Origin of the sequence: Ancylobacter oerskovii (assembly GCF_018390555.1) — a bacterium.
Classification (GTDB): Bacteria; Pseudomonadota; Alphaproteobacteria; order Rhizobiales; family Xanthobacteraceae; genus Ancylobacter; species Ancylobacter oerskovii.
Genome location: NZ_JAHBGB010000044.1, coordinates 459,073 through 484,100, shown reverse-complemented (window position 1 = coordinate 484,100; position 25,028 = coordinate 459,073). Strand labels below are relative to the sequence as shown.

General features: G+C 69.4%; 21 protein-coding genes. 6 read left to right on the top strand and 15 right to left on the bottom strand.

Translation table 11 applies throughout. The features are described 5' to 3' along the window. Positions 1–28 precede the first annotated feature (28 nt). The 6 genes from KHC19_RS23230 to KHC19_RS23205 all read right to left on the bottom strand — a co-directional run bounded on the left by KHC19_RS23230 (position 29) and on the right by KHC19_RS23205 (position 9,363). On the bottom strand, positions 29–1,612 hold the full coding sequence (locus tag KHC19_RS23230) for a 2-isopropylmalate synthase (RefSeq protein WP_213355859.1): 1,584 nt from the start codon (positions 1,610–1,612) through the stop codon (positions 29–31). Positions 1,613–1,986: 374 nt separating this feature from the next. Continuing rightward, complete coding sequence (locus tag KHC19_RS23225) at positions 1,987–4,545, bottom strand: HWE histidine kinase domain-containing protein (RefSeq protein WP_213355858.1); 2,559 nt, start codon at positions 4,543–4,545, stop codon at positions 1,987–1,989. Beyond that, the gene (locus KHC19_RS23220) at positions 4,532–5,089 is read right to left on the bottom strand and encodes a biliverdin-producing heme oxygenase (protein ID WP_213355857.1); all 558 of its coding nucleotides are present in this window, start codon (positions 5,087–5,089) and stop codon (positions 4,532–4,534) included. The genes KHC19_RS23225 and KHC19_RS23220 overlap by 14 nt, the downstream gene beginning before the upstream one ends. Before the next feature lie 89 nt (positions 5,090–5,178). Beyond that, complete coding sequence (locus KHC19_RS23215; protein ID WP_213355856.1) at positions 5,179–6,402, bottom strand: SAM-dependent methyltransferase; 1,224 nt, start codon at positions 6,400–6,402, stop codon at positions 5,179–5,181. 129 nt (positions 6,403–6,531) lie between these two features. Beyond that, on the bottom strand, positions 6,532–7,917 hold the full coding sequence (locus KHC19_RS23210) for a malonyl-CoA decarboxylase (RefSeq protein WP_213356398.1): 1,386 nt from the start codon (positions 7,915–7,917) through the stop codon (positions 6,532–6,534). A 111-nt stretch (positions 7,918–8,028) separates the two neighbouring features. Beyond that, entirely contained in the window at positions 8,029–9,363 is a 1,335-nt protein-coding gene (locus KHC19_RS23205) for an Nramp family divalent metal transporter (RefSeq protein WP_343207783.1), read from the bottom strand. 153 nt (positions 9,364–9,516) lie between these two features. Between KHC19_RS23205 and KHC19_RS23200 the strand changes: the two genes are divergently transcribed. Then, positions 9,517–10,260: a DUF3750 domain-containing protein gene (locus KHC19_RS23200; RefSeq protein WP_213355853.1), complete on the top strand. Its 744-nt coding sequence runs from the start codon at positions 9,517–9,519 to the stop codon at positions 10,258–10,260. A 75-nt stretch (positions 10,261–10,335) separates the two neighbouring features. Here KHC19_RS23200 and KHC19_RS23195 read toward each other — a convergent pair whose 3' ends face one another. Beyond that, positions 10,336–10,677 (bottom strand): hypothetical protein, encoded by a 342-nt coding sequence (locus KHC19_RS23195; RefSeq protein ID WP_213355852.1) that lies wholly within the window; start codon positions 10,675–10,677, stop codon positions 10,336–10,338. Positions 10,678–10,843: 166 nt separating this feature from the next. Here KHC19_RS23195 and KHC19_RS23190 point away from each other — a divergent pair, with 166 nt between their 5' ends. Next, positions 10,844–11,449: a nucleotidyltransferase domain-containing protein gene (locus tag KHC19_RS23190; protein ID WP_213355851.1), complete on the top strand. Its 606-nt coding sequence runs from the start codon at positions 10,844–10,846 to the stop codon at positions 11,447–11,449. Between the two features lie 85 nt (positions 11,450–11,534). Here the strand turns inward: KHC19_RS23190 and glpX are convergent, their stop codons facing one another. The 4 genes from glpX to KHC19_RS23170 all read right to left on the bottom strand — a co-directional run bounded on the left by glpX (position 11,535) and on the right by KHC19_RS23170 (position 15,598). Further along, positions 11,535–12,530, bottom strand: a complete 996-nt coding sequence (gene glpX, locus KHC19_RS23185; RefSeq protein WP_213355850.1) for a class II fructose-bisphosphatase — start codon at positions 12,528–12,530, stop codon at positions 11,535–11,537. A gap of 11 nt (positions 12,531–12,541) precedes the next feature. Further along, complete coding sequence (locus KHC19_RS23180; RefSeq protein ID WP_213355848.1) at positions 12,542–13,861, bottom strand: homoserine dehydrogenase; 1,320 nt, start codon at positions 13,859–13,861, stop codon at positions 12,542–12,544. Between the two features lie 57 nt (positions 13,862–13,918). Beyond that, a complete protein-coding gene (locus KHC19_RS23175) occupies positions 13,919–15,136 on the bottom strand; it encodes an LL-diaminopimelate aminotransferase (protein ID WP_213355847.1) in 1,218 nt (405 codons plus the stop codon). A gap of 165 nt (positions 15,137–15,301) precedes the next feature. Further along, positions 15,302–15,598: a hypothetical protein gene (locus KHC19_RS23170; protein WP_213355845.1), complete on the bottom strand. Its 297-nt coding sequence runs from the start codon at positions 15,596–15,598 to the stop codon at positions 15,302–15,304. Positions 15,599–16,389: 791 nt separating this feature from the next. Between KHC19_RS23170 and phaC the strand changes: the two genes are divergently transcribed. Continuing rightward, entirely contained in the window at positions 16,390–18,117 is a 1,728-nt protein-coding gene (gene phaC, locus KHC19_RS23165; RefSeq protein WP_378297132.1) for a class I poly(R)-hydroxyalkanoic acid synthase, read from the top strand. Continuing rightward, on the top strand, positions 18,114–18,926 hold the full coding sequence (locus KHC19_RS23160; protein ID WP_213355842.1) for a lysozyme inhibitor LprI family protein: 813 nt from the start codon (positions 18,114–18,116) through the stop codon (positions 18,924–18,926). The genes phaC and KHC19_RS23160 overlap by 4 nt, the downstream gene beginning before the upstream one ends. A 9-nt stretch (positions 18,927–18,935) precedes the next feature. Here KHC19_RS23160 and KHC19_RS23155 read toward each other — a convergent pair whose 3' ends face one another. Next, the gene (locus KHC19_RS23155) at positions 18,936–19,649 is read right to left on the bottom strand and encodes a carbonic anhydrase (RefSeq protein ID WP_213355841.1); all 714 of its coding nucleotides are present in this window, start codon (positions 19,647–19,649) and stop codon (positions 18,936–18,938) included. Positions 19,650–19,757: 108 nt separating this feature from the next. Further along, positions 19,758–20,813, bottom strand: coding sequence for an N-acetyl-gamma-glutamyl-phosphate reductase (gene argC / locus KHC19_RS23150; RefSeq protein WP_213355840.1), 1,056 nt, complete (start codon positions 20,811–20,813; stop codon positions 19,758–19,760). 233 nt (positions 20,814–21,046) lie between these two features. Between argC and KHC19_RS23145 the strand changes: the two genes are divergently transcribed. Both KHC19_RS23145 and parE read left to right on the top strand, forming a co-directional pair. After that, positions 21,047–21,331, top strand: coding sequence for a hypothetical protein (locus KHC19_RS23145; protein WP_378296957.1), 285 nt, complete (start codon positions 21,047–21,049; stop codon positions 21,329–21,331). 137 nt (positions 21,332–21,468) lie between these two features. After that, a complete protein-coding gene (gene parE, locus KHC19_RS23140; RefSeq protein ID WP_213355839.1) occupies positions 21,469–23,511 on the top strand; it encodes a DNA topoisomerase IV subunit B in 2,043 nt (680 codons plus the stop codon). A 164-nt stretch (positions 23,512–23,675) separates the two neighbouring features. Here the strand turns inward: parE and KHC19_RS23135 are convergent, their stop codons facing one another. Both KHC19_RS23135 and KHC19_RS23130 read right to left on the bottom strand, forming a co-directional pair. Beyond that, complete coding sequence (locus KHC19_RS23135) at positions 23,676–24,305, bottom strand: LysE family translocator (RefSeq protein WP_213355837.1); 630 nt, start codon at positions 24,303–24,305, stop codon at positions 23,676–23,678. A gap of 12 nt (positions 24,306–24,317) precedes the next feature. After that, positions 24,318–24,794, bottom strand: coding sequence for a GreA/GreB family elongation factor (locus tag KHC19_RS23130; protein WP_213355836.1), 477 nt, complete (start codon positions 24,792–24,794; stop codon positions 24,318–24,320). Between the last annotated feature and the right edge of the window lie 234 nt (positions 24,795–25,028).

The following is a 25,028-nucleotide window of genomic DNA, read 5'->3' as shown; positions in this document are numbered from 1 at the left end:
GGTTTTCCTTATCCAACAGACGGCAGGCTCATTCGGCCGCCGGGCTGGCCTGTGCGTTCAGGCTCTGGCGCTTCGCCTGCAGCTTGTTGAGCGCAATGATGTAGGCCTGCGCCGACGCCACCAGCGTATCCGGGTCGGAGCCGCGACCGGTGACCGCCTTGTCGCCGTCCTCCAGCCGTACCGAGACCTCCGCCTGCGCGTCGGTGCCCTCGGTGACGGCATGCACCTGATAGAGCGCCAGCTTGGCGACATGCGGCACGATGGCCTTGATGCAGTTGAACACCGCATCCACCGGGCCGTTCCCTTCTTCCTCGACGGTGAAGCGGCTGCCCTCGACTTCCATCTTCATGGTGGCCCGCTGCGGGCCGTGGCTGCCGGCGATGACCGACAGCGACACCAGCCTCATGCGGTCATGCGCCACCGCGATGCCCTGATCGACCAGCGCCTCGATGTCCTCGTCATAGACGACCTTCTTGCGGTCGGCCAAATCCTTGAAGCGGGTGAAGGCGTCGTTGAGCGCGTTCTCGCCCAGTTCGTAGCCCAGCGCCTTCAGCTTGTCGCGGAAGGCGGCGCGGCCGGAATGCTTGCCCATCACCAGCGAGGTCTTGGTCACGCCGACGCTCTCCGGCGTCATGATCTCGTAGGTGGTGGTGTTCTTGAGCATGCCGTCCTGATGGATGCCGCTCTCATGGGCGAAGGCGTTCCGGCCGACGATCGCCTTGTTGTACTGCACCGGGAACGAGGTCACGGCGGAAACCATCTTGGAGGCACGCGTGAGCATGCCGACCTCGATGCCGGTCGCGAAGGGCAGCACGTCGCCGCGGGTGCGGATCGCCATCACCACCTCTTCCAGCGCCGCATTGCCCGCGCGCTCGCCGAGGCCGTTGATGGTGCACTCGATCTGTCGCGCGCCGCCGGCCAGCGCCGCCAGCGAATTGGCGACCGCCAGGCCCAGATCGTCATGGCAATGGGCGGAGAACACGATGCGCTCGGCGTTCGCGACCCGATCCTGGATGTGGGCGCGCACCTGCCGGAACATCGCCTCATATTCCGACGGGGTGGCGTAACCCACCGTGTCCGGCAGGTTGATGGTGGTGGCGCCGGCCTTGATCGCCGTCTCGACGCAGCGCGCCAGATAGTCGATCGGGGTGCGGGTGGCGTCCATCGCCGACCATTCCACATCCTCGACGAGGTTTCGCGCCTGCGCCACCGTGGCGGCGATGATGTCGATCACCTGATCCTGCGTCTTGCGCATCTGGTGCTCCAGATGGATCGGCGAGGTGGAGACGAAGGTGTGGATGCGCGGGCGCTGCGCATGGCGCACCGCCTCGCCGGCGCGGGCGATGTCGGCGGGAATGGCCCGGGCGAGACCGGCGATCACCGCGCAGCGGGTGCGGCGGGCAATCTCGGCGACGCTCTCGAAATCGCCATTGGAGGCGATGGGGAAGCCGGCCTCGATGATGTCGACGCCCATCTCGTCGAGCAGCTCGGCGACCTCCAGCTTCTCCTCGAAGGTCATCGAGGCGCCGGGGCACTGCTCGCCATCGCGCAGGGTGGTGTCGAAGATGACGACGCGGTCGTGCTGGCGATCATGAGCGTTATCGGTGGACATTGGCGTCTTTCCTTCTGTCACGCAGCCGGTGCCCTGACTGGGGGCTTCCATCGGCACGGATCTGGATGTCTGAAGCGGGTTCGGGCGTCATCCCCTGAGCGCCCAGGCACGCAGCCCGGCCGGCCCTCAGGGGCGGCTAAGAAGAAGCAGGCCGGACAGAAGGAGAGCGTTCCCCGCAGACCGCTCGGCGGCCGGGGTCGCGGAAATGCAGCGGGCGGACGATATCGTCACGGCTCGGCTCTCGCGAGGTTGCTCTGAACGTCGTCATAATGGAAACAGGCCGGGCCTGGCAAGCCCCGTTCGCCCACCTTGCACGGGCGGCGGTTCTCCACCCTGCGCGGGCGATAGTTCTCCCCCCTGCGCGGGCGGCGTGCCTAGCCGGCGGCCGGCACGCGCCTCGATGCATGGAGTTCGCGCAGCGCCGCGACCAGCACGTCGCGGTCATAGGGCTTGGTGAGCACGCGGATATGCGCGCTGCCCGGCGGGATCATCGAGCGGTCGCCATAGCCGGTGACGAAGACGAAGGGAACGCCGCGGCGCTCCAGTTCCTCCGCCACCGGGGCCGAGGTGCCCGAGCCGAGATTGACGTCGAGCACCGCGACGTCGGGCGTCATCTCCTGCAGCCGGCGCAACGCATCGGCGGCCGAGGCGGCGGTGGTGATCCTCTCGATGCCGGCCTCGTTCATCATGGACTCGACATCCATCGCGATGATCATCTGGTCCTCGACCAGCAGCACGGAGGCCTCGGCGAGCGAGACCGGCGCCTCCTCCTCCGCGGCCGGGCGGCCGGCCCATTCCTCGTCACCCGCGGAACCGGCGGCAATGTGCCGGCCCGGCAGCTTCAGCCGCGCGACGAATCCGCCCGGCTCGTAGCGCATCTCGCTCTCTCCCCCGAGATCGTAGGGGATGCTGCGCTCGATCAGCGCGGTGCCGAAGCCGCTGCGTCCCGGCCGCGCGACCGGCGGGCCGCCGCGCTCGCGCCAGAAGATCTCGCAATCGCCGGCGGCGTCCACGCTCCAGCGCACCTCGACCTGGCCGCCCGGACGCGACAGCGCGCCGTATTTCGCGGCATTGGTGGCGAGCTCGTGCAGCACCAGCGCCATGACCGAGAAGGCACGGGCATCGAGCCGCACCACCGGCCCGCCGAGGCTGGCGCGGGCGGACGCGCCCTCATAGGGCGAGAGCTCGGCCCGCAGCAGGTCGGCAAGCGCGCCGCCGCCGGCGCCCCGCACCACCTGGTCATGCGCCAGGGCCAGCGACTGGATGCGCCCGCGCAGCGAGGCGACGTAATCCTCGACGCTGCGCCCGTCCTGCGCCGAATGCTCGACCAGCGACTTGATCACCGCGAGGATGTTCTTCACCCGGTGGTTCAGTTCCTCGTTGAGCAGGCGCTGGCGGGTGTCGGCCTTCTCGCGCTCCTCCGCCATCAGCTCGTTGTGGCGCAGCACGATCTCGACCAGGGCCGAGCGCGCCGCCTCGGCGATCTCGCGGTCGGCGTCGGTCCACGGGCTGGCGCGGCGGCGCACCGTCTCCTTCCAGATCGCGAAGCTCTTGCGCGGGGTGAGGCGGTCGCCATGCGGGCCGGTCTCGTAGATCTTCTCCGGCCGGCCGGCCCAGGCCAGCGTCTGCACGATCTCGCGGCGGAAGAACAGCAGGTAGTCGCGCGGCAGCTGCGACAGCGGCAGGGCCAGCACGCCGGCGGCCGATTCCCAGAAGGCCTCGGCCGGCGGCCAGACCTCGACCAGCGAATCGGTCGACCACACCCGCCCCTGCGCCTGCGTGCCGATGAAGGCGGCGAGCTCGGGCAAGGCGGAGGCCGGCGGAGTGGCGCCCTGCGCGGTCCAGCGGCCGCCGAGCCACAGGCCGACGCCGTCGCAGGGCATCAGCCCGGCGAATTCCTCGATATTGCCGCGCAGCAGCTCGCCGACATCGGTGTGATGCGAGGCGAGGCGCAGGAAGCGGTCGAGCGCGCCGCGGGCGGCGGTGGCCACCTCCAGCGTGCGCTTCTGCCGGAGCGCATGCAAATGCAGGGCGAAGAACGCCCCGAACATCTCCGCCGCCGCCCGCTGCGCCATGGGCAGCGCACGCGGCGAATAATGATGGCAGGCGATCAGCCCCCAGAGCACGCCGTCCACCATCACCGAGATCGACATGGAGGCCGCTACCCCCATATTGCGCAGATATTCCAGATGGATGGGCGAGACCGAGCGCAGATGCGCGTGCGACAGGTCGAGCGGCCGGCCATGGTCGTCGAGCTCCGGCACCAGGCTGCAACGCTCGCCGCCGGCATCGCCGATGACGCGGATGATGTTGCGCGTGTAGAGCTCGCGGGCCTGCTGGGGAATGTCGCTGGCCGGGAACCACTGGCCGAGGAAGCTTTCCAGCTCCGGCAGCCTGTCCTCGCCGACCACCTGGCCGGCACCGTCCTGGGCGAAGCGATAGACCATCACCCGGTCGTAGCCGAGCGCCTCGCGCACCACGCGCGGCGCCTCGGCCAGCAGGTCGTCGACCGAGATCTCGCGGGCGATGCGGGCGATCATGGTGCGCGCGATATCGAGCGCCGGCCCGTGCGCGTCGCTATGGCGCTCGAACTCGACGATGCCGGCGCCGCCGGCACGGTGCACCGCGACGTCGAAGCGCGCGCCGGAGGCGGTGGCGACGCCGAAGGCGAGGCGCGGCGGCATTCCCTCGCGGGTATCGGCCAGAATGGTCGCAATCCGGCCGGCCGCGTCCTCGCCGACCAGATCGGCGAGGCGGCGCCCCTGCATCGCCTCGCCGGACGCCAGGAAGGCCGGCGCGTTGGACGACCATCGCAGCAGCCGGCCGTCCTCCAGGGCGCTGACCACCAGGCAGCCGTGAGGCTGGGTGCTGCCGGGGATGTGGATCGGCTCTCGGTCGCAATTGGAGAGGTCGACGACCTCAGCCGACGGCATCGAGCGGCCTTTCGAACGCCGCCCCGGCGGCGGCGAAGGTGGCGAGCGCAGCGCTGACCGTGCGTCCCATGTCGAAGGGCTCGGCTGATTCGAGCAGGGCGAGGAAAGCCGGCCAACTCTCGCGATCCCCCGCCTGCGCGGCGAGATGGCGGGCGCCGAAGCGGCCATCGAAGCCGATCTCCGCCGCCCGGCGATGCAGCACGCGCGCGCCGAGGCCGGAACCTTCCAGCACGTAGAGCACGCCGAGCAGATCCGCCGGCGTCATCTCGATGGCCGGCAGGGTCGAGGACGGGGGATCGAGATCGAGATCCTCGAGGTCGGCGAGCAGGAGCGGCGCGAGCGGCCGCGGCCGCCAGTCGCCGAAGCCCGCCGGCCACGTCACACCTGCCAGCCCCACCTCCACGGCCCGGCGGAAGACATATTGGCCCTTGAGATAGCCGGCATAATCGCCCGCGCTGTCGAAGCCGCCGATGCTGGCGTCGAGTTCGGCATGGGCTTGCTGGGTGAGGGAACGCAGGAGATGGCGGCGGGAATCGTGAGACATCAGGAGACACAGATCAGGGCCGCCGGAACCGTCCGACGTCGAATAACCCGTAAAACGACTTAATCGCCGAACTGTTCCCTGGCTATCGGCTAATTTTCCGCCCGCGCCAGCGCCCGCTCGTCATCGGTGATGAAGTCGCGGATCACCGGCACCGCGTCGCGCTCATTCGCCAAGAGCAGTTGGTAGACCATGTTCGAGCCGTGCAGGAAGCCGAGCTCGACGGCGACCAGATAGAACTCCCACATGCGGGCGAAGCGCTCGCCCATCATCGCCACCACCTCAGGCCGCTTGGCCTCGAAGTTCAGCCGCCAGTGGCGGATGGTCCAGTAATAGTGCAGGCGCAGCATCTCGCAGTCGCCCACCCACATGCCGGTGCGCTCCAGCGAGGCGAACACCTCGGACATCGCCGGCACATAGCCGCCGGGGAAGATGTATTTGCGGATGAAGGGCGCGGTGGAGCCGGGCGGCGACATGCGGCCGATGGCGTGGATCATCGCCCAGCCGCCGGGCACCAGCAGGCGCTTGATGGTGTTGAAATAGTCGTCGAAATGATTGACGCCGACATGCTCCATCATGCCGACCGACACCACCCGGTCGAAGGTGCCGGTGAGCTCGCGATAGTCGCGTTCGAAGAAGGTGATGCGGTCGAGCACGCCGGCCTCGGCGGCGCGCCGCTTCGATTCGGCCAGCTGCTCGGTGGCGACGTTGATGGCGGTGACATGCGCGCCGAGCTTCGCCAGATAGATGGCGAGCGCCCCCCAGCCGGAGCCGATCTCGGCCACCCGCATGCCCGGCTCCAGCTTCAGCTTGGCGGCGATGTGGCGGAGCTTGGCCTGCTGCGCCTCCTCCAGCGAGGCGTCGGGAGTGGGGAAATAGGCGCAGGAATAGATCATCTGGCTGTCGAGCCACAGCCGGTAGAAATCCGGCGGATTGTCGTAGTGGCTCTGGGCGTTCTTCGCGGCCTTGCCGAGCGCGTTGGCCTGATGCCAGCGCTTGAGCGACCGCCAGGAGCGGCGCAGCGCCTGCTGCACGGGGTGCGAGGCGAGGCCCTTGCGATTGATCGAGAACAGATAGAGGAAATCGTAGACGGTCGAGCCGTTCTCGAAGGTGAGCCGGCCGTCCATATAGGCCTCGGCCATCACCAGTTCGGGATTGAGGAACAGCTCGCGGTCGAGCTTGCCGTCGTGCAGCCGCATGGTGACGCTCGGGCCATCCTTGCCCGAGCCGAAGCTGTGCGAGGTTCCCTTCTCGTCGATGACGACGAGCCGACCCTTGTCGACGAAACGCTTGAGAAGATGCGGGAGGAGGAACATACGCGCGGCAACCCGGAGCGGAGGACAGTCGCGGCATCGGGCATGGCAGGGGCCGCTCTGTCAAGCGAGCCGGTTCGGGCGAAGGCCGGCATCGCGCGAGCCGCCCGGGTGCGAGGCGGGATCGGCGGGCTAGCCCGCCGCCTCGCGCACCGCCAGCGCCTTCTGCTGGCTCTCGGCGCGCAGGAGCTTGCGCACCGCCGGGCTCGCCACGATCTGCGCCTTGTCGAAGAAGGCTTCGTGGTTGGCCTCGATGTCGTCGAGCAGGTAGCGGTAGTTCACCATCAGCCCGGCCGCCTGCTTCAACCCCTTGGCGGAGAGGTCGCCGAAGGGGTCGATGCGCTCCAGCCGGGCGCCGTTGCCGAGATGGAAGCGCGCCACCGGATCGAGCGGACGCCCCTTCGGCGAGCGTGCGATCAGGAAATAATGCGCGGCGAGCGCCGACAGCACCGGACGGAGCGCCGCCTGCCGCGCCGTGTCCTCCGCCAGTCCCGGCGCATCGAGCGCCGCCAGCGCCGCCCGGTCCTCGTCGGTGAGCACGGCGGAAGCCGGCGAGGCGCGCTCCGCTTCCAGCCAGGCCCGGAAGGTGGGCACCGGCGACAGGGTGACGAAGGTCTTGAGATTGGGCAGCTCGCGGGAAATCTCCTCCACCACCTGCTTGATGAGGAAATTGCCGAAGCTCACCCCGCCCAGGCCGATCTGGGTGTTGGAGATGGAATAGAACACCGCCACGCTGGCCCTGGCGGGATCGAGATGGGCGCGCTTCTCGGCCAGCACCGGCGCGATGGCCTCCGGGATGTCCTTCATCAGCGCCACCTCGACGAAGATCAGCGGCTCGTCGACCAGGGTGGGATGGAAGAAGGCGTAGCAGCGCCGGTCCGGCGAATCGACACGGGCGCGCAGATCGTTCCAGTCGCGGATCTCGTGCACCGCCTCGTAGCGGATGATCTTTTCCAGAACATTGGCGGGCGTCGACCAGTCGATCCGGCGCAGCACGAGAAACCCCCGATTGAACCAGGACGCGAAGAGATGGGTGAAGTCGCGATCGACCTCGGCAAGATCGCGGCGGCGCGGCAGGCTGGCAAGAAGGTCGGCCCGCATGCCGACCAGGCGCGCCGTCGCCCCGGGAGCGAGGTTCAGCCGGCGGATCAGCTCCTGCCGGCGCGGCTCGCTCGCCTGGTGCAGCTCGCTGGCCGTCGCCGCCGACGGCTTGGCGGCATAGGCGGCGGTCGCCTTATCGAGCCGCGCCATGTCCGGGCCGAACGTGCCGGCCAGCGCCTCGAAGAAGGCGATGCGCTCGCCGCTCTTGAGCGCGCCATAGGCCAGCAGGATCTCCTGGGCCAGCGCCACGCCCGAGGCCTCGCCACGCCCCGACAGCAATCGCTCGCACAGGGCGACCAGGCTCGCGGCCTTGATCGCGCCGGCCGGGCGGCGCTCGCGCCCGAGGTCGAGCAGCGCCCGCCCGCGCTCGGCAATCGTGCCGAGCAGATCACCGAAGAAGCTTGCCGTGTCGCTCATGGCTCCCCCGCCGCTCGCCCGCGCCGCCCGGATGGCGACGAGGCGCCCCTGCCTCGACGCCATGAGACGCCCTCGCCGCCACGGGCGCAAGACGCCTTTCGACCGGGTGCATCACGAGCCCGTCACGAGGTCGACCAGCAATTTCGCGTTGAGCGCGATGATCAGCGCCGCCGCCAATGCCGCCAGAACGGTCTGCCAGCGCGGCGCGACCAGCGCGCCCATCTTGCGGCGGTCCGCGGTGAACAGCACCAGCGGCACGATGGCGAAGGGCAGCTGCAGGCTGAGGATCACCTGGCTGAAGATGAGCAGCGCGCCGGCCCCCTGCTCGCCATAGGCGATGGTGACCAACGCCGCCGGCACGATGGCGATCACCCGGGTGATCAGCCGGCGGAGCCAGGGCTGGAGGCGCAGGCGCAGGAAGCCCTCCATCACCGCCTGCCCGGCGATGGTAGCCGTCACCGTCGAGTTCAGGCCGCAGCACAGCAGCGCGACGGCGAACAGCGTCGGGGCGAGCGCGCTGCCGAGCAGCGGGTTGAGCAGTTCGTGCGCCTTGCCGAGATCGGCCACCTCCCCCGCCCCGCCGGCATGGAAGGCGGAGGCGGCGAGGATGAGGATGGAGGCGTTGATGGTCAGGGCGAACATCAGCGCGAAGGTGGAATCGAAGGTGGCGAGCCGGATGGCGACGCGCTTGCCTTCGAGCGTGCCGTCGTGCCGGCGCGTCTGCACGATGGCGGAGTGCAAATAGAGATTGTGCGGCATCACCGTGGCGCCGAGGATGCCGAGCGCCAGATAGAGCATGTCGGGATTGCGCAGGATCTCGGTGGTCGGCGCGAAGCCGCGGATCACCGCGCCCCAATCGGGATCGGCGAGGGCGATCTGCACGCCGAAGCACAGGGTGATGATCGCCAGCATGCCGACCACCATGGCCTCCACCCATCGGAAGCCGAGGCGCTGCAGCCACAGGATGAGGAACACGTCGAGCGCGGTGACGACGACGCCGATCTCCAGCGGCAGGCCGAACAGCAGATTGAGGCCGATGGCGGTGCCGATCACCTCCGCGAGGTCGGTGGCGCAGATCGCCGCCTCGGCGAGGAGCCACAGCACGAAGGCCACCGGGCGGGGAAAGGCGTCGCGGCAGGCCTGGGCGAGGTCGCGTCCCGAGGCGATGCCGAGCCGCGAGCACAGGGCCTGCAGCAGGATGGCGATCATGTTGGAGAGGAGCGCGACGGTGAGCAGCGCATAGCCGAATTTGGAGCCGCCGGCGAGCGAGGTCGCCCAGTTGCCCGGATCCATATAGCCGGTGGCGACCAGGAAGCCCGGGCCGAGAAAGGCGAAGATCCGGCGCAGCCCGGCCTGCTTCGGCACGCTTATCGAGCCATGCACCTCCGACAGGGCGGGATCTCCCCGCTCCAGCCGCCATCCGCCCGAAGACACGTCGTCCAGCACGATCTCATCCGCTTCTGCAAATCAATCGCAACAAAGATGAGAGCGGTTCGCAACTCTGTCAATGCGCGGACGGCGCGGCGCCGTGCGAACACGATTGCGCCAGCGGCGGTGCCGGCTCTGGATTTGCCGCCGCTTCCCGCACATTGTGCGCCCATGTTGCGCGCCACCCGCTTCGTCCGCCTCGGCCTTCTCTTCTTCGGCCTGCCGCTCGCCGCCCATGCGCTGGTGACATGGCAGAACACCGACCTCTCGCTCGGCTGGCGTTCGGCCGACTGGTCGAGCACCGGCACCCTGCCCGCCGCCGCCCAGATGCCCGAGGCGATGCTGCGCGTCTACTGCGCGCCGGTCGGCGGCTGGCGCAGCATCTTCGCGGTGCATTGCTGGGTGGTGTACAAGCAGGCCGGCGCGCCCGCCTATGAGCGCTACGACGTCATGGGCTATTCCGGCGAGCCGATCCGCCACAACCGCTTCCCGCCGGACGGCAGATGGTTCGGCAACACCCCGGAACTGGTGGCCGAGACGACGGGGCCGGCGGCCGCGGCGATGATCCCGAAGGTGGAGGCGGCGATCGCCCGCTATCCCCATGGGGATGCCGGCGACTACGTGATCTGGCCGGGGCCGAACTCCAACACCTTCATCGCCTATGTGATGCGGCAGGTGCCGGAACTGCAGGCTGCCCTTCCCTCCACCGCCATCGGCAAGGACTATCCGGTCGAAGGGCGCTGGCTGGACTGGGCGCCGTCGCGCACCGGCGTGACGATCAGCCTCGGCGGCTATGCCGGGGCGACGCTGGCCTGGGTGGAGGGCGTGGAGATCAACGTGCTGGGCGCGGTGGCCGGCCTCGACCTGCGCCAGCCGGGGATCAAGCTGCCGGGCTTCGGGCGCATCGGGCTCTAGGGAAGCGATCATCGGCCGGGCACGGGGCCGCAGGCCGGAAGACGGGCGCCGGCAGCTCCGGCGCCCGCAGAAGGGTCACGCGACCTTCTTCACCGTCTTGGCAATCTCGGCGACCTCGGCGTCATACTTGCCGGCGAGCGCGGCGAAGGCATCGGCGCCTTCCGACAACGCATGCTTCAGATCCTCCGCCCAGGTGATGTGGCGCAGGGTGAAGGTCGAGTTGGCCGAGGAACCGTACTTCGTCGACAGGCGGACGCTCACCTTGAAGGGGATCGGTTCGGAAGCGAGGTAGCGGGTGGTCGGATGCTCCTTCACGAAGGCGGCGAAGGCCTCGGCGACGTCCTTGTACTTGTCGGCGTCGATGAGACCCGTCACCTGCTTCAGGAAGGGGGGCAGCGCGGAATGGGGGGCGGACATGGGTGTTTCCCTTTGCGAACGTCTTTGCATCCTCGCGGATGCTGGTCTGCGGCATCTGGTATACAGCACACCGGCCAAGTTCCAAAGCGTCGGATTTCCCGATTGCCGCCTTGCCCCCGCCGCGAATGAAAAACGATCATCCGCCGCCGAGCCCTCGAGGACATTCATGCCTCCCGCCCCCGGATGCGACGAGAACGACTGGTCCGCCTGGTCGCCGCGGCAGCTGGCCCGGCGACTGGCGGGAGTGACCGCGCCCTGGTGCATTGCCGGCGGCTGGGCGCTCGATCTGTGGCATGGCGCTCAGACCCGCACGCATGAGGATATCGAGTTCACCGTGCTGGCCGAAGACCTGCCGGCATTCCGGCAGGCGCTCGCCGGCATGGAGTTCCACACCGCCCATGCCGGGGTGCTGGCTCCCCTGCCCGGCGCTATGGAGCCGCCGGCGCATGTGGCGCAGATCTGGTGCCGCGATGTCGAGGCCGGCTGCTGGCGGGCGGACATGATGATCGAGCGCGGGACGCCGGCGACCTGGGTCTACAAGCGCGATCCGGCCATCACCTGCGCCCGCGACGAGGCCGTGGGCCGGACGCCCGACGGCCTTCCCTATCTGAAGCCGGCCATCGTGCTGCTGTTCAAGGCCAGGCACCGGCGACCGAAGGACGAGGCCGACTTCGCCAGCGCCGTGCCGCGCCTGTCGGTGGAGGAGCGCCGCCGGCTGAAAGCATGGCTCGCCCGCGCCCATCCCGGCCATGACTGGGGCGCGGCGCTCTGAAGGCGGCAGCCTCGCAAAAGCAAAGGGGCGCGTTGCCGCGCCCCTGAGCGAAAACATCATGCCCCGACGGTTCGCCGGGACGACCTCAGCCGAGATGGAACTTGGCGAGGTTGCGGTGCTCGGCCTCGATCCAGCGCACCGTGCCGGTGGCCGAGCGCATCACCACCGTGTGGGTGGTGACGATGTCGCCGCGGTACTTGACGCCCTTGAGCAGGTTGCCGGTGGTGACGCCGGTGGCCGCGAACAGGCAGTCGCCATGCACCATGTCGTGGACGGTGTAGATCTTCTTCGGGTCGGAGACGCCCATCTTCTTGGCGCGCTCGCGCTTCTCCTCGGTGTCGAGGATGAGGCGGGTGTACATCTCGCCGCCGATGCAGCGCAGCGCCGCCGCCGCCAGCACGCCTTCCGGGGCGCCGCCGGTGCCGAGATAGATGTCGACGCCGGTCTCTTCCGGGTCGGAGGTGTGGATGACGCCGGCGACGTCGCCGTCGGTGATCAGCTGCACCGAGGCGCCGGTGGCGCGCACCGCCTCGATGATCGCCGCATGGCGCGGACGGTCGAGGATCAGCGCGTTGATCTCGTGCGGCTTCACGCCCTTGGCCTTGGCCAGCGAGTGGATATTGTCGGCCGGCGAGGCGTCGATATCGATCGTGCCCTTGGGGTAGCCCGGCCCGATGGCGATCTTGTCCATGTAGACATCGGGCGCATAGAGCATGGTGCCGCCCTCGGCCATCGCCATCACCGCGATGGAGCCGGGCATGTTCTTGGCGCAGAGCGTGGTGCCCTCGAGCGGATCGACGGCGATGTCCACCGCCGGGCCCTTGCCGGTGCCGAGCTCCTCGCCGATGAACAGCATCGGCGCCTCGTCGCGCTCGCCCTCGCCGATGACGATGCGGCCGGCGATCGGCAGGCGGTTCAGCTCGCGCCGCATGGCATCGACCGCCGCCTTGTCGGCGGCCTTCTCGTCGCCGCGCCCGCGCAGGCTCGCCGAGGCGACCGCCGCGCGCTCGGTGACGCGCACCAGCTCCAGCGTGAGAATACGCTCCAGCAACTGATCGGGTTTGACCGTGATTTCCGCCATCGTCCCAGCCCTCAATCCTTCTCGATACGAATAACCTGCGGCGGCGACGTGATCACGCCATCGGCCTCGATGGCATCGATCGCGCGGCGCACCGCCTCTTCCGTCGTCGCATAGGTGATCAGCACCACGGGCGCGGGCCCGCCGGCGCTGTCCGCCTTGTCGCCGCCATGCGGGCGGCCGCGCCGGTGCTGCATGATGGATTCGAGCGAGATATTGCGCTCGGCCATGTGGCGGGCGATCGCCGCCGCCGTTCCCGGACGGTCGACCGCCGCGAGGCGGATATAGTAGCCGCCCTCGTGCCGCTGGATGGCGGGCTTGCCGGCCGGGCGCAGCCTTGCCGCCGGCCAGCCGAAGGGGCGGTTGTCCCGCGCGGCGGCGAGATCGCACAGATCGCCCACCACCGCCGAGGCGGTGGCATCGCCGCCGGCGCCGGGGCCGACCAGGGTGAGCGCCACCGCGTCGCCATCCACCGCCACCGCATTGGTGACGCCGGAGACCTGGGCGATCGGCCAGTGCTTGGGCACCATGGTCGGGTGCACGCGCAGCTCGACCTCATCGCCGGCGCGGGCGGCGACGCCGAGCAGCTTCACCCGGTAGCCGAGCTCGTCGGCCGCATCGAGGTCGGCCAGGGTGATCGAGCGGATGCCCTCGACATGGATGGCGTCGGGATCGGGCTGCACGCCGAAGGCGAGCGTCGCCAGCAGCGCCAGCTTGTGGGCGGTGTCGAAGCCGTCGACGTCGAAGGTCGGATCGGCCTCGGCATAGCCAAGCTGCTGCGCCTCGGCGAGGCAGGTCTCGAAGGAGAGCCCCTCCTCCCGCATCTTGGTGAGGATGTAGTTGCAGGTGCCGTTGAGGATGCCGGAGACGCGCGCCATGCGGTTGCCGAGCAGGGCCTCGCGCAGCGTCTTGACGATGGGGATGCCGCCGGCGACCGCCGCCTCGAAATGGATGCCCGCGCCCTTCTCCTCCGCCAGCTTGGCGAGCTCGACGCCGTGATGGGCGAGCAGCGCCTTGTTGGCGGTGACGACCGGCTTGCCGGCCGCCAGCGCGGCGGCCACCGCCTCGCGGGCGGCGCCGTCCGCCCCGCCGATCAGCTCGACGAAGACGTCGATGCCGGGGTCGCGGGCCAGCTCGACCGGGCCTTCCGCCCAGCGGACCGAGGAAAGATCGCAATCGCGCTTGCGCGAACGGTCACGCGCGCTGACCGCCACGACCTCCACCGCGCGCCCGCAACGGGCGGCGATCTCGTCGTTGCGACGGGCAAGCATGCGCATGACGCCAGCTCCGACCGTACCCAGGCCGGCGATGCCAATTTTAAGCGGCGGCGCCATCAAACAATCCGAACTTCAAAAACAACAGGACGGCGCCGGCCCGCAATAAACGGGCACTCAACGCGCCGCAGCGAGCGGCACGACGTTGTGCAATGTTTCCGCGCCCGTTTCAAGGAAGCGGCGGACATTGCGCGCCGCCTGACGGATGCGCTGTTCGTTCTCCACAAGCGCGATGCGCACATATTCGTCGCCGTGCTCGCCGAAGCCGACGCCCGGCGCCACCGCCACGTCCGCCTTCTCGATCAGCAGCTTGGAGAATTCCAGGCTGCCGAGGTGGCGGAACTTCTCGGGGATCGGCGCCCAGGCGAACATCGACGCCGACGGCGAGGGAATCTCCCAGCCGGCCTTGCCGAAGCTGTCCACCAGCGCGTCGCGGCGCTTGCGGTAGACCGAGCGCATCTCGGCGATGCAGTCCTGCGGGCCGTTCAGCGCCGCGGTGGCGGCGACCTGGATCGGCGTGTAGGCGCCGTAATCGAGATAGGACTTCACGCGGGCGAGCGCGGCGATGAGCCGCTCGTTGCCGACCGCGAAGCCCATGCGCCAGCCGGCCATGGAGAAGGTCTTCGACATGGAGGTGAACTCCACCGTCACGTCCATGGCGCCCGGCACCTGCAGCACCGAGGGCGGCGGGTCGCCGTCGAAATAGACCTCGGAATAGGCGAGGTCGGACAGCACGATGAGATCGTGCTTCTTCGCGAAGGCGACGACGTCGCGGTAGAAATCGAGATCGGCGACGCAGGCGGTCGGGTTCGACGGATAGCAGAGCACCAGCGCCAGCGGCGAGGGAATGGAATGCGCCACCGCCCGCTCCAGCGCGCGGAAGAATTCCGGGCCCGGCTCGCAGGGCACCGAGCGGATCGCCGCCCCGGCCATCAGGAAGCCGAAGGCGTGGATCGGATAGGAGGGGTTCGGCACCAGGATCACGTCGCCGGGGGCGGTGATCGCCTGCGCCATGTTGGCGAAGCCTTCCTTGGAGCCGAGCGTGGCGACCACCTGGGTGTCGGGGTTCACCTTCACGCCGAAGCGGCGCTCATAATAGGCCGCCTGCGCGCGGCGCAGGCCGGGAATGCCCTTGGAGGCGGAATAGCGGTCGGTGCGGGGCTTGCCGATGGTCTCCTTGAGCTTCTCCGCCACATGCGCGGGAGCGTCGAGATCCGGGTTGCCCATGCCGAGATCCACGATGTCGGCGCCACCGTTGCGGGCGGCGGCCTTCACGCGGTTGACCTGCTCGAACACATAAGGCGGCAGCCGGCGGATGCGGTGGAAGTCGGTCATCGGTCTCAAGCTCCAGGCCGGCCGTTTTCCTCATCCGGCGCGGCATAACGGGCGTTTCTACCATGTTCGCCACGCCCACTACAGGAGGCATGACAAGCGATGGTGGCACAAGCGTGGTGAATCAATCGGCAACGGGGCTCTGGCGGCCCCATCTCACGACGGCTTTCACTGGCCGACGTTCATGTCGTTGCCCTGGTTGATCTGCTGCTCCATCTCGCTGGCGCGATTGCGGGCCATGTTCTCGAGGCTCGACTGCGTCTGCGACTGGGCCTGGGCGTCCATCACCGGGCGGGTGCCGATCTGCGCCGGGGTGCCGAAATTCGGATAGGGCAGCTTCTGGTCGGGCACGCTGGTCTTCGGCAGGTTGGCGCCGCATGCGGACAAAGCGAGGCCAAGTGCCGCGCAGGCCAGAAGGCGCGCCGTCGCGAGCGGTGGGAACGAAATGGCGATACGGCGCGTCATGACCCGAGTTTCCCGAACTGTCATCGACTCCGCGCTAGGCTCTCGCTCGAACCGGGCGTCGCGTCTATGATGCCTCCACCTATGAACGCACGCACCCGCGGGGACAAGCGGTGAGTAACCGAAACGCCGACCGTTCCACCAGCCGGCGACGCGCCAATGCGCGCGACGGCGCCGGCGAGACCGCCACGGACACCACGACCACCCTGCCGCCGCCGGCTTCCGCCCCGGCGAAAACCTCCGAGAAGCGCCCCGGCAAGGCCGCCGGCCAGCCGGAGACGGCCGGCAAAGCCAAGCGGGCGCCGGCACCGGCAAAGCGCGCGGCCAAGGCCGCCGCGGCCGAATCGCCGAGCAAGCCGGCCGGCAAATCCGCGCCCCAAACCTCGCCCGCCAAGGCGCCGCCCGCCAAGATCCCGCCCGCCAAAGCGCCGCCCGCCAAGATCTCGCCTGCCAAGGCGCCCTCCCCCGCCGCGGCCTCCCGCAAGGCCGCCTCCGCGAAGGGTGCGGCGAAAGCGCCGACCGTGCGCGGCACCGCCGCCAGGGCCGCCGTGGAGCCCCCGGCCGCTCCCGCCGCCCTGCCCCGGCCGCGTCGGGTCTCGCAGACGAGGCCGGCCTCCAGCCCGGCGCGCCTCGCCCGCCCGCCGAGGAGCGCCGCCGTCGAAGCGCCGGCCGCGACGCAACACGCCGTCGCGCCCTCTCCCGCCCCGGTCGTCGCCCCGCCGGCGAAGGAGCCCCCCGAGGCGTCCGCGCCGCGCCCGGTCGACTTCGAGGCCTTCGCCGGCAATCTCGCCCGGCTGGTCGAGGAAGGCGGCAAGGCGATGGCCGCCTATCTGCGCCCGCGCGAGGAAGGCCGGGTAAAGGACGACATCGCCGAGGAGGTCGCCGACGTCATGAAGACGCTCGGCCATGTCGCCGAATACTGGCTGACCGACCCCAAGCGCACCGTCGACGTGCAGTCGCGGCTGATCGGCGGCTATCTCTCGCTGTGGTCCTCGACGCTGAAGCGGCTGGCCGGCGAGAAAGTGGAGCCCGTCGCCCAGCCGCCGGCGCGCGACGGCCGTTTCGTCGACCCGGAATGGAGCAGCAACCCGTTCTTCGACGCGCTGAAGCAGACCTATCTGCTCACCGCCAGCTGGGCGGAAAAGCTGGTCGAGGACGCCGAGATCGACAAGCACACCAAGCACAAGGCGGAGTTCTACGTGCGGCAGATCGCCAGCGCGGTGTCGCCGTCCAACTTCGTCTTCACCAATCCCGAACTGCTGCGCGCCACCTTCGCCTCGAATGGCGAGAATCTGGTGCGCGGCATGAAGATGCTGGCCGAGGACATCGAGGCCGGCGACGGCGAATTGAAGATCCGCCAGACCGACAATTCGAAGTTCAAGGTTGGCGGCAACCTTGCGGTCACGCCCGGCAAGGTGGTCTTCCAGAACGAGTTGATGCAGCTCATCCAGTACAGCCCCGCCACCGAGACCGTGCTGAAGACGCCGGTGGTGATCGTGCCGCCCTGGATCAACAAGTTCTACGTGCTCGACCTCAATCCCGAGAAATCCTTCGTCCGCTGGGCGGTGGAGCAGGGACTGACGGTGTTCATCGTCTCCTGGGTGAACCCCTCCCCGGCGCTCGCCGACAAGGGCTTCGAGGACTACATGCATTCCGGCGTGCTCTCGGCGATCGAGGTCGCCAAGCAGGCCGCCAATGTCGAGCAGGTGCATGCGGTCGGCTATTGCGTCGGCGGCACCATGCTCGCCATGACGCTGGCCTGGCTGGCCGCCGCCGGCCGGGATGTCGGCATCCGCTCGGCCACCTATTTCACCACCCAGGTCGACTTCGCCCAGGCCGGCGACCTGAAGGTGTTCATCGACGAGGAGCAGGTGTCGGTGCTGGAGCGGCGCATGCTGGAATCCGGCATCATGGACGGCCGGGTGATGGCCAACGCCTTCAACATGCTGCGCGCCAACGACCTGATCTGGCCCTATGTGGTGAACAACTACCTGAAGGGGCAGGCGCCGTTCCCCTTCGACATATTGTACTGGAACTCGGATTCCACGCGGCTGCCGCGGGCGAACCATTCCTTCTATCTGCGCAATTGCTACCTCGACAACAAGTTCGCCCGGGGCGCGCTCTCGCTGGCCGGGCACAGGCTGGACCTCGGCAAGGTGACGGTCCCGACCTACAGCCTGGCGACGCGCGAGGACCATATCGCCCCGGCGGTGTCGGTGTTCAACGGCCTCCAGCTGTTCGGCGCGCCGGTCCGCTTCGTGCTGGCCGGCTCCGGCCACATCGCCGGGGTGATCAACCCGCCGGCACGCGCCAAGTACCAGTACTGGACCGGCGACGCCCCCGCCGGCAGCCTCGAGGAATGGATCGCCGCCGCCGACATGCATCCCGGCTCCTGGTGGCCGGACTGGCTCGCCTGGCTGGAAGCGCAGGACAGCGAGCGGGCGCCGGCACGCGAACCGGGCGGCGGCGTCCTCGATCCGATCGAGGACGCGCCGGGCAGCTATGTGAAGGTGAAGTCTTGAGGCGAGCGGGCCGCGTCCGCCTGGCCGGCGCGACGGTCCTGCTGCTGGCGGGGTTGTGGCCCGCATCCGCCGGTGCCGCGAGCTTCGACTGCGGCAAGGCGCGGACACCGGACGAGCGCGCGGTCTGCGCCGACCCCACCCTCTCAACGCTCGACAGCGAGATGGGCGCGCTGTGGTTCAGCTACAGCCGCTTTCAGCTGCTGATGGGCGCGAGCGGCGCCCGGCGCGACGATGCCCGCGCCTTCCTGGCGGCGCGGGCGGCCTGCGGCGCCGACGCCGCCTGCCTCGCCCCGCTCTACCGCCAGCGCAACGCCGCGCTGAAGCAGCAGATCGCCGCCGCCATCACCAACCTAACCCGGCAGGCCAATGCCGATCCGGCCCCCGCCGGCACGCCGCCGATGCCGCAACCGGTGATGGACACGGTCGGCGCCTTTTTCGCCCAGTGCCGGGACCTCGGCGGCGAGTTGCAGGGCAATGCCCTGCCGCAGGCCATGAGCGCCGATCTCGACCGCGACGGCCGGCCGGACTATGTGCTCGACGCGCAGAACCTGCGCTGCGACGGCGCCGCCACCGCCTTCTGCGCCAATGACGGCTGCGACGTCGCGGTGAACCTGTCAAGCGCCGGCTATGCGCCGCTCAGGCTGCGCGGCAGCCGCCCGACGCTGGTGCAGGGCACCGAACAGGCCAGCCTCGATCTCTGGGTCGACCGCAGCCAGTGCCGCGACGCCGCTCCCGGCGCCGCCTGCTGGGGCAGCTGGCGCTGGAACGGCACCGCCCTGAAGCCGGCCTATGCCGTACGCGCGCCCTGAGCCGCGCCCTCAGGCGAGGAAATCGACCTTGCCGCTGGCGAGATCGTAGACGCTGCCGACGACGCGGACCTTCTTCGCGGCGACCGCCTGCGCCACCACCGGGCTGGCGGCGGCGATACGCGCCGTCACGTCCTCCACATTGGCCCTGACGGCATCCGCGACCAGATAATGCCCGTCATGGCGGGACCGCAGCACGGCGGGAAGGATCGGCTGCACCAGATCGTCGATCGAGCCGGGGAAATGGGTGCCTTCGGTCGCCATCTGGATCGCCGCCTGCACGGCGCCGCACTGGCTGTGCCCCATCACCAGCACCAGCGGCGCGCCGAGCACCGAGACGCCATATTCGATGGAGCCGATGGCGGAGGCATCCACCGTGTTGCCGGCGACGCGGATGATGAACAGCTCGCCGAGGCCGGTATTGAACACGAGCTCCGGCGGCGTGCGCGAATCCGAACAGCCGATGACGACCGCGAAGGGTGCCTGCCCGACGGCGAGCGGCGAGATGTGCGCCGTGCCGCCCGCCGGGGTGCAGGCGCCGCCCGCGACGAAGGCGGCATTGCCCTCCTTCAGCTTCGCCAGCGCCGCATCGGCGGACAGTTCCGTCCTGGCGACCCCGGAGGCTGCAAGGACGGGCGAGGAGCCGAAACCCACCGCCGCGGCGGCGCAGCCGCAGGCCAGGGTGCCGAACAGGTTCCGACGCGACAGGACGGGCGAAAAGCTCATGGCGGTCTCCTCACACTACGGGTAGCGCGAGGAGCATATACAATATGCCAGGCCCACAAGCGGGACATGACGGCGCACCTCGAGCGCGCCGCCGCCCTCCGCCGCGGCTCAGGGGAACAGCGCCAGCTGCTCCAGCCCCAGCGTCTCGGGATAGCCGAGCACCAGGTTCATGTTCTGCACCGCCTGACCGGACGCGCCCTTGACGAGGTTGTCGGTGGTGGAGATCAGAATGACACGGCCCGGCTGGCGGTCGGCGACGACCCCCATGACTATCATATTCGAGCCCTTCACGAAGCGGGTCTGCGGCACCTGGCCGAGCGGCAGCACCTGCACGAAGGGCTCGGAGGCGTAGAACTCCGCCAGCACGCGATGGACGTCCGCGGCGGCGACGCCGTCACCGGTCTTCGCGTAGATGGTGGCATAGATGCCGCGGCTCATCGGGATGAGATGCGGGGTGAAGCTCGGCACGATCGCTCGGCCGGCGGCCTTGGAATATTCCTGGTCGAGCTCGGCCATGTGGCGGTGATGGCCGACGCCATAGGCGTGCATGCCGTCGGTCACCTCAGTGAAGAGCAGCGATTCCTTGGCGGAACGGCCGGCGCCGGTGACGCCGCTCTTGGCATCGACGACCAGCCCTTCCGGCTCGATGGCGCCGGCCTCGATCAGCGGCACCACCGGCAGGATGGCGGTGGTGGTGTAGCAGCCGGGATTGGCGATCAGCCGCGCCTTGCGGATGTCGTCGCGATAGAGCTCGACGAGGCCGTAGACCGCCTCCTGCTGCAGCTCCAGCGCCTGGTGCGCGTGGCCGTACCACTGCTCATAGGCGCCGGGATCGCGCAGCCGGAAATCCGCCGACAGGTCGACCATCTTGATGTGCGGCGCCGTCTCGAACACCCGCTTGATCACCTGCTGCGTGGTGCCGTGCGGCAGGGCGCAGAAGGCGAGGTCGACATGGCCCCACGCCACCTCGTCGATGGTGACGAGCTTGGGCAGAGCGAGCTTGCCGAACTGCGGGAACACGTCGGCCATGGACTGGCCGGCCTTGCGGTCGGCGGTGAGGGCGACGATCTCGACGCGCGGATGGCGGGCCAGCAGTCGCACCAGCTCCGAGCCGGTGTAGCCCGAGGCCCCGAGGATCGCGATCCGCGCCTTTGTCTCCGTCATCGTCCGTCTCCCGGAAGAGGGTGCAAGCATTTGGTAAGCACATGTCGGCCAGCATGGGCCGAGTTCGCGCGTCTACACCGGTTGCACGACGAACGGAAGACGCGCGCACCCGAAGGGCAGCCCGGAAGCTGCCGCATTTGCGCAGGGCTGCTGCGCGCAAAAAGCCGGGAACGAAGGGACGGGCATCGCTCTTGCCGTCCCGCCGCCCGGAACGGGCCCGAAGGAAGCCGCCCATGATGCATCCCCTCGCCTTCATCTCGCTGGGTCTCGACATGACCCGCCTCGGCCTCGACGCGCAGGTGGTGATCGCCGAGCGCATGCGGCGGCTGGCGCGCGGCGACGTCGCCGCCGCCATCGAGGCCGCCCGCATGGTGACCGAAAAGACGCTGGCGCTCGGCGAGGTGAACGCCCGCCTCGCCAGCGCGGCGGCCTCGGGCACGCTCGACAAGGTGGGGCCGGAAATCGTGAGGTTCTACCGCCGCAAGGTGCGGGCAAACCGCCGCCGGCTCGGCAAGTGACCGTGCGCGACGCCGCGCGGCCGACGCCTCGCCCGACGTTTCGTTCACGGAACGTTCACGCCTGTGACTCACACTGGCATATTATGGTGTAATGGAATCATCGATCGATAGCCGCCAGCGAAAGTCCTGCCCGCCCCATGTCGGACCCCAACCTGTTTGACCTTCCGCCCCAGGCGCCGCGCCCTGCCGCCGCGAAGCCGCCGCGGGCCGCGGCCGCGGCCGTCCAGCCGGCCGGTGCGGAGAATGCCTATACCGCCGCCCATATCGAGGTGCTGGAAGGGCTGGAGCCGGTACGGCGCCGGCCGGGCATGTATATTGGCGGCACCGACGAGAAGGCGCTGCACCACCTCTTCGCCGAGGTGATCGACAATTCGATGGACGAGGCGGTGGCCGGCCATGCCAGCTTCATCGATGTCGAGCTCACCGCCGACGGCTTCCTGACCGTCACCGACAATGGCCGCGGCATCCCGATCGAGAACCACCCGAAATTTCCCGGCAAGTCGGCGCTGGAGGTGATCCTCACCACGCTGCACGCCGGCGGCAAGTTCGACAGCAAGGTCTACGAGACCTCCGGCGGCCTGCACGGCGTCGGTGTCTCGGTGGTGAACGCGCTGTCCGACCTGCTCGAGGTGGAGGTGGCGCGCGGGCAGGTGCTCTACCGCCAGACCTATTCGCGCGGCGTGCCGCAGGGCCCGCTCGTCGAGATCGGCCGGGTGCAGAACCGGCGCGGCACCCGGGTGCGCTTCCATCCCGACCCGACGATCTTCGGCGCCGATGCGCGCTTCAAGCCGGCCCGGGTCTTCAAGATGGCCCGCTCCAAGGCCTATCTGTTCGGCGGCGTCGAGATCCGCTGGAACTGCGACGCCGCGCTCGTCGCCGGGACCGACATCCCGCCGGAGGCCACCTTCCGGTTTCCGGGCGGCCTCAAGGACTATCTCGCCGCCGACATCGCCGGCCACACGCTGGTGCACCCGGAGATCTTCTCCGGCAAGACCTCCAAGCCCGGCGGCCATGGCTCCGCGGAATGGGCGGTGGCCTGGCTCGGCGACGCCGACGGCGCGGTCTCCTCCTATTGCAACACCATCCCCACCGCCGAGGGCGGCACCCATGAGGCGGGGTTCCGCTCCGCCTTGCTGAGGGGCCTGCGCGACCATGCCGAGCGCACCGGCAACGCCAAGCGGGCGAGCTCGGTGACTTCCGACGACATCATGTCCGGCTGCGCGGCGATGCTGTCGGTGTTCGTGCGCGAGCCGGAATTCCAGGGCCAGACCAAGGAGAAGCTCGCCACCGCCGAAGCCTCCCGCATCGTCGAGCAGGCGATCCGCGATCCCTTCGACCATTGGCTGGGCGGCAACCCGGTGCAGGCCAACCGGCTGCTGGACTGGGTGATCGAGCGGGCCGAGGAGCGCCTGCGCCGCCGGCAGGAGAAGGAAGTCTCCCGCAAGAGCGCGGTGCGCAAGCTGCGCCTGCCCGGCAAGCTCGCCGACTGCTCCAACAATTCGGCGGCCGGCTCGGAACTGTTCATCGTCGAGGGCGATTCGGCCGGCGGCTCGGCCAAGCAGGCGCGCGAGCGCCAGACCCAGGCCGTTCTTCCCTTGCGGGGCAAGATCCTCAACGTCGCCAGCGCCGGGCGCGACAAGCTCGCGCAGAACCAGCAACTCGCCGACCTGATCCAGGCGCTGGGGTGCGGCACCGGTACGCATTATCGCGAGGAAGACCTGCGCTATGAGCGGGTCATCATCATGACCGACGCCGATGTCGACGGCGCCCACATCGCCTCGCTGCTGGTCACCTTCTTCTTCCGCCAGATGCCGAAGATGATCGAGGGCGGCCATCTCTTCCTCGCGGTGCCGCCGCTCTACCGCATCACGCAGGGCGCCAAGACGCTCTATGCCCGCGACGAGGCGCATCGCGACGAACTGCTGAAGAAGGAGTTTTCCGGCCGCGGCAAGGTGGAGATCGGCCGCTTCAAGGGCCTCGGCGAGATGATGCCGGCACAGCTCAAGGAAACCACCATGAGCCGCAAGACTCGCACGCTGCTGCGCGTCACCGTCGAGGATGCCGAGCGTGCCGACACAGCTGACGTCATCGAGCGGCTGATGGGCAACAAGCCGGAGAGCCGCTTCGCCTTCATCTCCGAGCGGGCCGCCTTCGCCAGCGAGGAACTGCTGGACATCTGAGGCGCCTCACGGAGGAGGCCCGCAGCGCCGCCCCGGGGACATCCGGGCTTTCGGTTGCCCGCCCACCGGGGGGAGACGATGTCCGCCGCTTCCGCTCCCGTCTCCGCTCGGCAAGAGCCGCCGCGGGAGACCAATTCCGCGGGAGGCCAGCTGCCGCGGGAGGCTCACCGGCGCTCGAAGGCGAGCCGCGCCGCGAGGCCGAGGAACACCACGCCGGTGGCACGCTGGAACCAGCGTGCGAAGCCGGCACGGCCGGACAGCCAGCGGCCCACCGCGCCGGCAAAACCGCCGACGATCCCGTTCACCACCATGCCGCCCAGATTGAGGATGGCGCCGAGGATGAGGAACTGCGCGAAGGGCGAGCCGCGCGCGGGATCGACGAATTGCGGCAGGAAGGCCAGGACGAAGACCACGATCTTCGGGTTAGTGAGGTTCACCACCACCGCCTGCCGGAACGCGGCGCCCGCGCTGCCGCGCCGCGCACTCTCGGCGCCGGTCAGCGGGCCGGTCGCGGTGAAGGCCTTGAAGGCGAGGTAGACGAGATAGGCCACGCCGCCCCAGCGTATCGCCTCGAAGGCGGCGGGATGGGCGGCGAGCAGCGCCGCCAGCCCCAGCGCCGCGGCGAGCGTATGGATGAAGCCGCCCACCGTGATGCCGAGGCTCGCCGCCAGCCCGGCGCCCGGCCCGGATTTCATGCCCTGCCCGAGGCAGAACAGCATGTCGTTGCCCGGCGTCAGGTTCAGCATCAGCGCCGCCGGGGCGAAGACGAGGAGCGTCTCGGGGGGAATCAGCATGGGCGTGGCCTTCTAGTCGCTTTCCGGCGCCGTCTCGACGGCGACGATCTCCATGGTGCCCGCCGGCAGGTCCATCTCGTCGCCGATCCATTTTCCCATCAGCGCCCGCGCCACCGGCGACACCCAGGCGATGCGCCCTTCCCGCGGCTCGGCCTCGTCCTCGCCGACGATGCGGAAGCGACGGCGCGTGCCGGCCTCGTCCTCCAGCGTCACCGCCATGCCGAAGGTGATCGCCTCGCCCTGCGCCGGCGGCTCCGCCGGCTCGGCGCTTGCCCGCCTTGCGCTCCAGTAGCGCAACTCGCGCGAGGCCTGCGCGGCGGCATCGCGGTCGCCGCTCGACGCCGCCGTGGCCAGCGCCTCGCGATGGCGGGCGATCTCCCGCTCGATCAGCGCCAGTCCCCGCCGGGTGACGAGGTTGCGGTTGGGGCTCACGGGACGGTCGGGCAGCACCTCGGCGCCGCCGTCCTCCTTGACGAAGGCGCGGCTCATGGCGCCCTCCGCCCGGCGCCGCCTCGGCGCCCGGAGGCGGCTGGAAGGGCGATATTCGGAGCTTTGCGGCGGGTTGGCATCGGGCATCTCCGGCAGGCCGGCGGCGAAACGGCGGCCCGTATAGAAGCGCGCCTATCACACAAATGCACGTTTTGTCGCGCCAAACCCTTGAGGAACCTGAAAAGCGTTGACTTCGGAAGCATTATGCCTATGTTGCGCTGCATCGTCTGACCC